The sequence below is a fragment of the Actinophytocola sp. genome (genome assembly GCF_050699935.1).
Taxonomy (GTDB): domain Bacteria; phylum Actinomycetota; class Actinomycetes; order Mycobacteriales; family Pseudonocardiaceae; genus Actinophytocola.
This window is the reverse complement of record NZ_JBOHGB010000024.1, coordinates 26,802-38,802: the sequence shown is the minus strand read 5'-3', so window position 1 is coordinate 38,802 and position 12,001 is coordinate 26,802. Positions and strand designations below refer to the sequence as shown.

The following is a 12,001-nucleotide window of genomic DNA, read 5'->3' as shown; positions in this document are numbered from 1 at the left end:
CGTGACAGCGATCGGCCCCGGTCCCTCGTCGCCCCCGGCGGCCTCCCCGCTGCGCACCGCCGCCGGTCGCTACCTCCGCTGGCGTGCCGCGGTCGAGCGGCTCACGGACGGGGTCTCGCACGACCGGCCGCTGCCCGGCCTCGTGCTGCTGGCCGCCGGCGTGACGCTGCCGCTGTTCGCGCCGGGCTACCAGGACTACTACCTGGTCACGATCGCCCTCATGTACGCGGTCGTGGCGCAGGCCGTCGGGGTCCTCTACGGCCAGGTGGGCATGCTCTCCATCGCCCACGGCGGGCTCTGGGGCATCGGGGTGTACACCGGCGTGCTGCTCGCGGCGCGGGCCCAGTGGAGCGTCTGGGCGTCGCTGGTGGCCGGGCTCGCCGCCGGCGCGGTCGCCGCGGTGCTGGTGGGCCGGCCGCTGCTGCGGCTGCACGGGCACTACTTCGTGATCGTGGGGTTCGCGTTCACCGTGCTGACGCAGGTGGTCGCCGAGGCGTGGACCGGTGTCACGAACGGCTCCATCGGGGTCTCGATCTTCGAGCCGGCCTTCCGGTTCGGGCCGCTCGACATCGACACCCAGGCGGAGTGGTACTACCTGTCGCTCGGCGTGCTGACCGTGGCGACGGTGATCAGCTACGCCATGACGCACGGCCGGTTCGGCCGCCGGCTCGCGGCCGTCCGGGAGAACCCGCACCTCACGGAGTCCATCGGCATCCGCGTGCCCGACCTCCGGCTCAAGGCGTTCGTGATCTCGGGCGCGATCGCCGCCGCCGCGGGTGTCCTGTGGGCGTACAACCAGGCCTTCGTCGCACCCGAGACCATCGGTGCGACGCCGGCCCTGCTGTTCGTGGTCATGGTGCTTCTCGGTGGGAGCCGGTCGATCTACGGCCCCATCGCGGGCGCGTTCATCATCGTCTACCTGCCGGAGATTCTGAACCTGGAGCCGTTGGTCAGCGAGATGGTGCGCGGTGCGATCGTCATCCTGATCGTGCTCCTCATGCCGACGGGCATCGTGCCGACGGTCCACATGCTCCTGCGTGCGGCGTTCGGGCTGGGCAGGCGGCGGGCGACCGCTCGCGAGCCGGCCGAGCCGGCCGAGGCGCCGCCGGCCGGTGCGCCGGGCGACCCGTCGGTGCCGCACGTGAGCGGCGAGCCGCCGGAGGGGGAGCCGGTGCTGAGCGCCACCGGTCTCGCGAAGCACTTCCGCGGGATCCAGGCGCTCACCGGCGTGGACCTGCACCTGCGGGCAGGCGAGGTGCTCGGCCTCATCGGGCCGAACGGGTCCGGCAAGTCGACGCTGCTGAACGCGTTGGCCGGGCGGGTGCGGGCGGATGGCGGCCGGGTGGTCGTGCTCGGCCGGGACGTCACCACCACGCCACCCTCGACGCGCAGCCGAACCGGCGTGGGCCGGACCTTCCAGGAGCGCACCGTCTTCCCGGCGCTGACGGTTCGGGAGTCCATGATCGTGGCGGTCGAGGCCACGCCGTCCGCCGTACCGGGCGCGGCCTCGGCGTGGATCGCCGACCTCGCCCGTCTCGTGTCGCTCGACCACAAGCTGGACACCCGGGCGCGCGACCTGTCGTGGGGCGAGACCCGCCTGCTCGGCATCGCGATCGCGCTCGCGCAGCGGCCCGCGCTCATCCTCATCGACGAGCCCTTCGCCGGCCTGAGCCCGAGCGGCGCGCAGCGGGTCATCGACCTGCTCTCCGCGATCCGCCGCAGCGGCATCGCGATGTGCGTGGTCGACCACGACATGGGCTACCTGCTTCCGTTGTGCGACCGCGTCATCGCCCTCGATCGCGGCGAGCTGATCTACGAGGGCCCGGTGGACGGCGTCCTCGCGTCCGAGCCGGTTCGACTCGCGTACTTCGGAGGCTGAGATGCTGGCGTCACGTGGTGTCCAGGTCGCGTTCGGACACGTCCACGTTCTCCGTGGCGTCGACTTCTCCGTCCACAGTGGAGAAGTCGTCGGCATCGTGGGGCCGAACGGGTCCGGCAAGAGCACGTTCCTGCGGACCCTTGCCGGGCTGGCCAAGCCCTTCGCCGGCACGATGACGATGGACGGTCGGGACATCACGTCCACCGGAGTCTGGGCGCGGGTGCGGATGGGCATCACGCTGGTGCCCCAGGGACGGCGTCTGTTCGGTCCGATGAGCGTGCGGGACAACCTGATGCTCGGCGCGTACACCCGACGGAAGAACCGCAGGGCCGTGGAGGCGGACCTCGCGCGCTGGCTGGACGTCTTTCCGTTGCTGCGCGAGAAGATCCACAAGCAGGCGGACGAGCTGAGCGGCGGCCAGCAGCAGATCGTGACGGTCGTGCGCGGCCTGATGTCGCGGCCGAAGATCCTGCTGCTGGACGAGCCCTCGATCGGCCTGGCCCCGATGATGGTCGAGGAGGTGGAGGGCTTCCTTCGCGAGCTCCGCGCGCAGAGCACCATCGGCATCGTCGTCGTCGAGCAGAACCTCGGCCTGGCCAGCCGTGCGGCCGACCGGGTCGTGGTCATCAAGCAGGGTGCGAACGAGGCCGAGATCGAACCCGGCCGGCTGCTCGACTCCGGCTACCTCGCCAAGGTCTACTTCGAATGATCCGCGGCGACGGCGTACTCAGCGCGGCCGAGGTGGTGCGCTACTACCGCGACCTGTCCACCTCCCTGGGGTGCGCCCCGCGCACGCCGGCCGAGGGGCAGGCGCTCGTCGGCCGGGTGCGCCTGCGTTATCTCGAATGGGGTGAGCCGACGTCCCGGCCCGCACTGGTGCTCCTGCACGGGGGTGGGCTGAACGTCCACACCTGGGATGCCGTGGCGATGCTGGTTTCCGCCGACCACCACGTCGTCGCGATCGACCTCCGCGGGCACGGCGCCAGCGAGTGGTCGCCGCAGCTGGACTACGGCCTGCCGGACCACGCCGACGACGTCCGCGAGGCCCTCGCGCTCCTCGGGATCCGGTCGTACGTGCTCGTGGGCATGTCCCTCGGTGGCTTCGTCAGCCTGCGGATCGCGACCTCGGGTCCGGGCGAGGCACGTGGGATCGTGCTCGTCGACGTCAGCACGCGCGTGCGGCTGCGAAGCGCCCGGCAGATCCGCGGCTTCATCGCGGGGCGCGACGAGTTCGACTCGGTCGACGACGCGGTCGAGTACGTCCGCGCCCACCGCGGCGGGCGGGTGCCCGGCGAGTCGTCCGGCACCACCGCACCGCCCGCCACGGCACCGCCCGTCCACCGCACCGAGTCCCTGCGCACGCACGTCGCCCTCAACCTGATGCGACTCGCCACCGGCCGGCTCACCTGGCGCTACGACCGCCGGCACCGGACCATGGCGGAGCTCGACGCGATGCTCGACGACGCGGCGATGATCGAGGAGTCGTTGCCGCGCCTGCGCTGCCCGCTGCTGCTCGTCGTGGGCGCCGACAGCGACGTGCTCGATCCCGACGAGCCGGCCCGGCTGACGGGGCTGCTCACCGTCCCCGCTCGCGCCGTCACCGTCGAGGGCGCCGGGCACAGCGTGCAGCGCGACGCCCCGGTCGCGGTGGCGCGGCTCCTCGTGGACTTCCTCGACGAGGTCGCGATGCCGCAGACCTACCTCAACCGTCCCCACGGCGAAGGGAGAAACGCGTGATCATCGATACCGTGGGAGGCCGGACGCTGCCCGGTGCCCTCCTGGACAACGCGGCCGCCATCGGGGACAAGCCGATGTTGGAGTACCTCGGCGGCGTGGCGAGCTACGCCGAGGTCGCCACGGCCAGCCGGCGGGTCGCGGGCTACCTGCGAGACAACGGGATCCGGGCCGGGGACCGCGTCGCCGTCCTCGTCGACCACTCACCCGAGTTCTTCGTCATGTGGTACGGGATCACGCTCGCCGGTGCGGTCGTGGTCCCGGTGAACACGAGCAACTCGGTCGACGAGATCACCTACCAGCTGACCCACTCGGGTTGTGTGCTCCTCGTCTCCGACACCGAACGGGCCGAGCTCGCCACCGGACTGCGGGCCGCGGTGCCCGGCGTCGCGGCGACGCGGTTGGTCGAACGGTTCGGCATGACCATCGGGTCGGCCGAGCTGAACGTCGCGATGCGGGAAGCGCCCGTCGCCGCCGACCTCCCGGCGCCGACCCCGGACGACCTGGCGATGATCACCTACACCTCGGGCACCACCGCGCGCCCGAAGGGCGTCATGCTCTCCCACGGGAACCTGCTGCTGTTCTCGCTCAACTGGTCGAACGCCCTGCGGTACCACCGGGACGACCGGTTGCTCCACTACTTCCCCCTCTACCACTCCAACGGCGGGATCGCGCTGTTCGGCTCGCCGGTACTGGTCGGGGCGACCCTGGTTCTGCGCCCGAAGTTCTCGGCGAGCACCTTCGTCCGCGAGCTGGCGGAGCACCGCGTCACGATCACCGCGCTGAACGCCACGCACGTCAAGTTCCTCCTCGCCACACCCCCGTCGCCGCGCGACGCCGACCACCCGGCCTACCGCGCGCACTTCGCGCTGGAGCTGGACCTGGAGCGCCGGCAGGAGTTCGAGTCCCGCTTCGGCATCCGGCTCGTCGAGCTCTACGGCCTCACCGAGGCCGGGGTCGTCACGTGCGCGCCCGTCGACGCCGCGTGGACGGCGACGGCCGGCTTTCCGGTCCCCGGCACCGAGGTCGAGCTTCGCGACATCGACGGGAACCCGGTGCCGCCCGGCGAGCTGGGCCAGATCCACTGCCGCCCGCAGTCCCGGTACGGGCTGTGGCTGGGCTACCTCGACGACGGGCTCGCCCGGCCCCGCTCGGTCACGGACGGCTGGCTGGAGACGGGCGACCTGGGTCGGATGAGTGCCGACGGCCGCCTCACCTTCGTCCAGCGCATCAACGACATGATCAAGCGGTCCGGCTACAACGTCGCGCCGGCCGAAGTGGAGCGCGTCCTCATGGACCATCCCGCGGTGCGCGAGTGCTCGGTCGTCGGTGTGCCCGACGAGGTCAGGGAGGAGGCGATCGTCGCCTTCGTGGTTCTCACCGACGACACGACGCCGGAGCGACTGCTCGCGCACTGCGCGGAGCTGCTCGCGCACTACAAGGTGCCGCAGCGGATACAGGTCCTGGACGCGATCCCGGAGACGTTCATCGGCAAGGTCGACAAGCGCGCACTTCGCACACTCGCGATGGCCGACTCTCTTTAGTTCTGGAAGCCCTGGCCACCGAACTCGCACGGGCACTCACGTCGCGGTCGTGCCGTCCGGTGCGACCCGGCGGGTGATGGCGAGCCTCGGCGTTCGCCTTTCGCCTTTCGCGCCGCAATTTCCGCGCGAAACCGAACAATAGTCGCGGATGCTCGTTTTCTCGGTCTCCTCGATTCGGCTGCCCGACCCGGGGTCCTCCCGATGGTGTGGTCGGATGGTCGTCATGCTTGGCCGCTTGCTGGGGTGATCGGTGTGGGCTGGGGACGCTCGGGTTATGCGGAAGGGATCTCCGCGGCGCCTGTATGCCGGGCTGTCGGGGCTCATCGGCGTGGTGTTCGTGGTCGTCGCGGTCGTGGTGATCGGTGGCGACACCGGCTCCAACGACGCGTTGGCGAGCATCGTCAGCGCCTTCGTCGGGTTGGCGGCGCTGGCGGTGAGCCTGGTGGGGCTGGCTCCGCCGGCGGGCCCATCGTCGAGCGCCGAGGAGCTGGCGGCGGACCTGGCGCGGACCATCCGCGAGGAGTGGTTGGACGAGACCGGATCCCGCAAGCCGCGTGACCCGAACACGTTGCCGCTGACGTGGTCGAGTGGTCGGATGGACGGCCCGCTCGAGGAGGCGACTCGGCAGCTGGCCGGTGAGTACCGGAATATCCGTACCGGCCGCCTGGTCGTGCTGGGCGAGCCGGGCTCCGGCAAGACCGTGCTGGCGATGCTGCTGACCCTCGGCCTGATCGCCGGCCGGACGCCGACCTCGCCGGTGCCGGTGCTCCTGTCCGCGTCCTCGTGGGATCCGGTCCGCGATCCGCTCGACGACTGGATCGTGCACACCCTGGCCGGTGAGTACTACAACGGTGACGCCGAGATCCCTCGCAAGCTGCTGACTCACGGGCTCGTGCTGCCCGTGCTGGACGGCCTGGACGAGATACCGGAGGTGGCTCGGCGGCACGCGGTGCACCGGATCAACTCGGCGGTCGGCGCGGAGCGCCCGGTGGTGGTGACCTGCCGGGCGGCCGAGTACGAAGACCTGATCAAGGCCGGCTCACCTACGCTGCGGCGGGCGCCGGTACAACGGGTGGAGCCGATCGCGGTCCCCGAAATCGTCGATCACCTCGACGCGGTGCCGGACTGGCCGGCGAGCACCTCCTGGACGGCGGTCCACGAGGAGTTGCGCCGCGCGCCGGACGGCTCGGTGGCCGCGGCACTGTCCACCCCGCTGATGATCTCACTGGCGGTGACGGCGTATCGCGGCGGTGGTGATCCGTCCGAGTTGCTTGACACCAACCGGTTTCCGAGCCGCCACGCCGTCGAGGACCACCTCGTGGATCGCGCGATCGACGCGGCCTACGCGCCCGGCCCGGGGTCGGCGAGCCGGTGGGCCGGCAAGGGCCGGGACTGGTTGGCCTACCTCGCGCGCTACCTGCACGACCACCGCGAGCGGGACCTCGCCTGGTGGCGGCTGGCGGACCGGCTGGTCTCGCCCTGGATCACGCCGATGCTGGGCATCGGGATCGGGCTGAGCATGGTCCTGCTGGTGGGCGGACTCGCGGCCGTGACCGGCTTCGAGAGCGCGGAGAGCGTCGTCGGACTGGCTGGGGTCGTGGGTGTCGTCGTGGCCTCGCTGTCCACCGCTGTCTGGTACGGCTCGACCGGGCGGACACCCGGTCGGATGGGTGTCGTGTGGCAGGGCTCGGGATGCCGCCTGCGCCACGGGTTCCGCACGGGCGCCGCGTTCGTCCTGATTCCCGGAACTCCGGTGCCCGTCGTCACAGCGCTGGCGGGAATTCTCGCACTGAACATCGAATTCGCCGTCATCGTGGATTTCGTCCGGACGGTCGTCATGGGTGTCGCCGCGTTCTGTGTGGTCGGTTTCGCCGTGGCCGCACATCGTTGGCTGGACGCCATTCCCGAGCGGTCGGCTCGAGCGACGCCGCTGGATTTCCTGCGGCCGGACCGGCGCGCGGCGATCGTCGGTGCCGTCGTCGCCGGGACGGTGACCGCCGTGTCGACCTGGCCGATGCTGGCCGCCGCCAACCTCGTCGGCGAGGTGCTTGGCCAAGGGATCGCCGGCTGGTCCGGCACGACCGGCACGGCCCACTTCCCGACTCTCGAGGCAAGCCTCCAGCTCGACGGCACCGCACAGGTCGCCGGCACGCTGGTCGTGCTGCCGTTCCTCGGCGTGGCGCTGCTGGTACTGCTGACCCGGGCATGGCCGCGGTTCGTGCTGGCCCGCACCGTCCTGGCGATCACTGGACGGCTGCCGTGGCGACTGCTCGGCTTCCTCACCGATGCCCGGGACCGGGGTCTACTACGTCGGTCCGGTGGCACCTACCAGTTCCGGCACGTCCGGCTGCAGCAGCGGCTGGCCCTGCCCGCGGACGGCCCGTCGAGCACCTCGGCCGTCCCCGTCGCGGCGACCCGGCGCCGCCGCATCGTGGCCGTGACCGTCGTGGTGACCGTGCTGGCCACGGCGGTGGTCACCCTGACCACGTTCAATCACCTCCGCTGTTCCCCGGCCTTCTCGACGAGCACCGAGGTCGACCGGCAGCAAGCAGACCCTGTCGCTGATCTACGGGACAGCGCTCGCACAGCAGGAGAGCATGCGGCTGGGCCGGCCGGTCTCGGTGCTGCTGGTCAACAACGGCGATGACGACACCGATGACGACACCGACAACCAGAGGGTCGCCATGGATCGGCTCGAGGCCTACGGTTCTCGCACCGGCCGGCCGATCCGCGCCGTCATCAGCGCCGTCTCGTGGCCGTGGACGTCCGCGATCAGCGACCATCCGCCGGTACTCGGGCCGGCGTCGGACGCAACCGTGAACGACGACTGGTCGTGGCGTGCGACCGCAACCCGGTCGCGATGGTCGGCGACGCCCGCGTCGCGACACATTCCTGCGGTCGGTCGGCTCGCAGCCGTTCCTCGACCTCACGCTCTACCACCCGGTTCGCCCGGTCGAGTCCGGCCCGCGACTACGCCGACATCGCGGACGAAGCCGGACTCGCACCCGCGCGACCACGACGGCGAAGGTCTACCGAGCCGCGTCGAACGCCGCCGGCATCAGCGAGTTCGCCGTGCACCGACTCTCCGCGACACCCGGCGGCTGGACCTCGGCGGTGGCCCGACACCGAGCCTTGGCCAGATTGCTGGTCACGGCGCGGCCGGGCAACGCCGGATTGGCCGGCGGCCGGTCGTGGTGGGCGTACGATGCTGACCCGTCGTATCCGTGACGTTGCGGGCGGTGTTGGTGTCGGCGGTGGTGTTCGGGGTACTGGGGCCGCTCGAGGTCGCCGTCGCGGGGCGAGCGGTGGCCCTCGGTGGGCCCAAGCCGCGGGCGCTGCTCGCCACTCTCGTGCTGCACGCCAACACGGCGGTGTCCGTCGACGTGCTCGCCGAGGCGCTGTGGCCGTCCGGGCCGCCCCGGTCCGCCGCGGCGAACATCCGTACCTACGTGCACGGGCTGCGCCGGCGGCTGGCCGGCTCCGGCGCGGACATCGAGCGGCGGTCGGCGGGCTACGTGCTGGTCACCGACCCCGAGCTGGTCGACCTGCACCTGTTCGAGGCGGAGGTGGCCCGGGCGGGCGCGGCCGGCGACCGGGCGGAGGCGCTGGCGCTGCTCGACCGCGCGTGCGGGCGGTGGCGGGGCGAGCCGCTGGCGGATCTGCCGCACAGTCACGTGTGGACGGTCGCGGTCGCCCGGCTCACCGAGCTGCGGCTGTCCGCGCAGGAGCAGCGCCTGCGGCTGCGGGTCGACCTCGGCGAGTCGGGCGGTGTCGGCGGTCTGGGTGGTGTGGTCGACGAGCTGCGTGCCCTGCTCGGCGACCACCCGCTGCGCGAGGAGCTGTGGCAGCTGCTGATCCGCGCGCTGGTCGCGACCGGGCGCAGCGCCGAGGCCCGGCGAACCTACGCCGAGGCCGAGCGGGTCCTGCGCGACGAGCTGCACGCCGCGCCCGGACCCGAGCTTCGCCGCCTGGGCGAGCGGGTGCGGGCGCCGGCCGACCCGTCGCCGGTCTGCCAGCTCCCGCTGGACCTGCCGGACTTCACCGGCCGCGAGCCCCTGGTCGCCGAGCTGGTCGAGCTGTTGCGCCGGCGGCGTGCGCGCGGTGTCCCCGCGGTCGTGGTGATCTCCGGTCCGCCCGGTGTCGGGAAGTCGGCCGTCGCGGTGCGGGTGGCGCACGCCGTGCGTGCGGAGTTCCCGGACGGCCAGCTGCACGTCGACCTGGCCGGCACGTCGGCGCGTCCGCGGACGGCTACCGAGGTGCTGCCCGAGCTGCTGCGCGCGCTCGGAGCGCACGACTCGGCGATGCCGAGGCAGCCGCACGAGCGCGCCGCGCTGCTGCGGTCCCGGCTGGCGAACACCCGCACGTGCGTGGTGCTGGACGACGCGGCCAGCGCGGCGCAGGTGCGTGCGTTGCTGCCCGGCGCGGGCGGCTGTGCCGTCCTGGTCACGAGCCGCGCGATGCTGCCCGACCTGCCCGGCGCACATCCGGTCGAGCTGGACGTGCTCGGCGCGGACGAGGGCGCCCGGCTGCTCGCCGGCATCGTCGGCGAGCACCGCGTCGCCGACGAGCCCGACAGCGCCTCGGACATCCTGCGGTTCTGCGGTTTCCTGCCGCTCGCGATCCGGGTCGCCGGGACCCGGCTGCGCCACCGGCCGGGCTGGACCCTGCGCACGATGGCCGGCCGGTTGCGCGACGAGCACGGGCGGCTGGACGAGCTGCGGGTCGGCGACCTGGCCGTGCGGGCGAGCGTGAACCTCAGCTACGACCTGCTCACCCCCGACGCGGCCCGGGCGCTGCGGTGGCTGGGCATGCTGGGGCCGGGGCACTGGCCGGGCTGGGTCGTGGCCGCGCTGCTGGACCGGCCGGCCGCCGACGACGTGCTGGACCTGCTCGTGGACACGCACCTGGTGGCGCTGGTCGGCTCGGACGTCACCGGCGCGCCCCGCTACCGGCTGCACGACCTGCTGCGCTGCTACGCCGCCGAGCTCGCCGAGCACGACCCGGCGGCCGACCACCGCGCGGCCGTGCGCCGGGTGCTGGGCGGCTACCTGTCGCTCGCCGTGTCCGCGGCCGAGGCGATGCCCATCCACTTCCTCGGGGTGTTCGCCGCCGCCGCCGTCCCCGCGACGTGGCGTCCCCGCGGCGCGGCCGAGCTGGTCGCCGATCCCCTCGCCTGGTTCGAGGCGGAGCGTCGCGCGGGTGTCGCGGCCGTGTCACTCGCCCCGGAATGGGGACTCGACGACCTCGCATGGCGCGTGACGGCAGCCTTCACGCCGTACTTCGACCTGCGCGGCCACTACGACGACTGGCATCGCACGCACCGGATCGCGCTGGCTGCCGCGCGCCGTGCCGGTGACCCGCACGGCCAGGCGATCGTGCTGCGCAACCTGGGCCAGCTCGCGCTGTACCAGGACGCGTACGCGGACGCGTGGTCCGCCTTCGACGAGTCGGTGCGGCTCTTCGGCCAGGTCGGCGACCGCCGTGGTGCCGGGTTCGCGCTGGCCGGGCTGGGCACGGTGCTGCGGATCCGCGGGGACTACGCGCACGCCCTGGACCGCTGCCACGAGGCACTGTCGATGTTCGCGGCGGTGCCGGACCCGCACGGGGAGGCCGTCGCCCGGCTGGCCGCCGGCTCGGTCTGGCTGGAGCTGGGCTGTCTCGCCCCCGCGCGGCGCTGGTTCACCGACGCGCACGACCTGTCCGCCGCGATCGGCGACCGGCACCGGGAGGCGCACGCCCTCCGCCGGATCGCGACGCTCCACCTGCGGCGTGGCGACCTGCGTGCCGCCCGCGAGCACACCGACCGCGCGGTGGCGATCTTCCTGGAGCTGGGCGATGACAACTGTGTCGGCTACACGAACCAGGATCTCGGGCTGCTGTGCCTGGAGGACGGCGACCTGCCCCGGGCCCGGCTGCTGCTCGACTCGTCGCTGCGCCGGCACCGACGCAGCGGCGACCGCCGGTCCGAGGCCGAGGTGATGGCGGCGCTCGGCCGGCTGCACGAGGCGCTCGGCGAGCCGGGCGAGGCACAGCGCCACTTCGGGCGTGCGCGCGACATCCTGCGTGGCCTGGACACGGCGGATGCGGTGGCCGCGTCCGCCGGCCGGGCCGACAGGGGATGAGCTCCGGCCGGCGGACGCGCGTTCCTTAGCAGCCAGTGCTGCTGGTGATCGTGGTGTTGCCGAAGTACCTGATCGACACGTGGTTGAGCACCGCGCGCTGCACCACGTTGTTCAGCTTCTGCTCGTAGTGCAGGTGCGGTCCGGTCGACCCGCCGGTGCTGCCCACCTTCCCGATGATCGTCCCGGTGTTCACCGACTGTCCTACTGAGACGTTGAACGACCGCAGGTGGGCGTACAGGGTCTTCCAGCCCTCGGCGTGGCGCACCACGATGTACTTGCCGTAGCTGGTGTTCCCGAGGTCGCGCACGGTCTCCACGGTGCCGCCCGCGCTGGAGCGAACGTTCTTGCCCAGCGCACCACTGCGCTGGAAGTCGACCGAGAGCTGGGGGTTGTGGTTGGTGCGCGTGTTCGCGTTCCACACCTGCCCGCAGTCGAACGGCGTGCGCAGGTTGACCGCGCGGATCTCCACGCCGTCGGTGGCGGGGCTCGCCGCAGTGGCGCGCACCGGGCTCCATGTCTCCGGGCTCGCGGTCGCCGTGCTCGCGAGTGGGGTCACGAGCGCCAGCACCGCGGCCGCGCCGATCGCCAGCGCCCCGAACGCTTTCGTTCTCGACAGTGCCATGGCGGTCCCTCCATGTCTGGGTGCGAGGACCCACTGCAACACCGCCGCGTACAAGTCCCGTACAAACCCGCCGGTCACCCCGTATCGCCCGCCGGTCACC

General features: G+C 72.5%; 7 protein-coding genes. 6 read left to right on the top strand and 1 reads right to left on the bottom strand.

Annotated features, from left to right (window positions below; translation table 11 throughout):
- The first annotated feature begins 1 nt into the window (after position 1).
- The 6 genes from ACRDTB_RS11350 (at position 2) to ACRDTB_RS11325 (ending at position 11,279) form a co-directional block, all read left to right on the top strand.
- On the top strand, positions 2-1,879 hold the full coding sequence (locus ACRDTB_RS11350) for a branched-chain amino acid ABC transporter ATP-binding protein/permease (RefSeq protein WP_431430070.1): 1,878 nt from the start codon (positions 2-4) through the stop codon (positions 1,877-1,879).
- A 1-nt stretch (position 1,880) separates the two neighbouring features.
- On the top strand, positions 1,881-2,588 hold the full coding sequence (locus ACRDTB_RS11345; protein ID WP_431430042.1) for an ABC transporter ATP-binding protein: 708 nt from the start codon (positions 1,881-1,883) through the stop codon (positions 2,586-2,588).
- Positions 2,585-3,616 carry an alpha/beta fold hydrolase gene (locus ACRDTB_RS11340; RefSeq protein ID WP_431430041.1) on the top strand — a complete coding sequence of 344 codons (1,032 nt, stop codon included), beginning with the start codon at positions 2,585-2,587 and terminating at the stop codon, positions 3,614-3,616. Before ACRDTB_RS11345 ends, ACRDTB_RS11340 begins: the two co-directional genes overlap by 4 nt.
- Entirely contained in the window at positions 3,613-5,157 is a 1,545-nt protein-coding gene (locus ACRDTB_RS11335; protein WP_431430040.1) for a class I adenylate-forming enzyme family protein, read from the top strand. Before ACRDTB_RS11340 ends, ACRDTB_RS11335 begins: the two co-directional genes overlap by 4 nt.
- A gap of 274 nt (positions 5,158-5,431) precedes the next feature.
- Positions 5,432-7,804, top strand: a complete 2,373-nt coding sequence (locus ACRDTB_RS11330; RefSeq protein WP_431430039.1) for an NACHT domain-containing protein — start codon at positions 5,432-5,434, stop codon at positions 7,802-7,804.
- A gap of 592 nt (positions 7,805-8,396) precedes the next feature.
- Entirely contained in the window at positions 8,397-11,279 is a 2,883-nt protein-coding gene (locus tag ACRDTB_RS11325) for a BTAD domain-containing putative transcriptional regulator (protein ID WP_431430038.1), read from the top strand.
- Between the two features lie 25 nt (positions 11,280-11,304).
- Here ACRDTB_RS11325 and ACRDTB_RS11320 read toward each other — a convergent pair whose 3' ends face one another.
- Positions 11,305-11,901: a M23 family metallopeptidase gene (locus tag ACRDTB_RS11320; protein WP_431430037.1), complete on the bottom strand. Its 597-nt coding sequence runs from the start codon at positions 11,899-11,901 to the stop codon at positions 11,305-11,307.
- Positions 11,902-12,001: the final 100 nt, after the last annotated feature.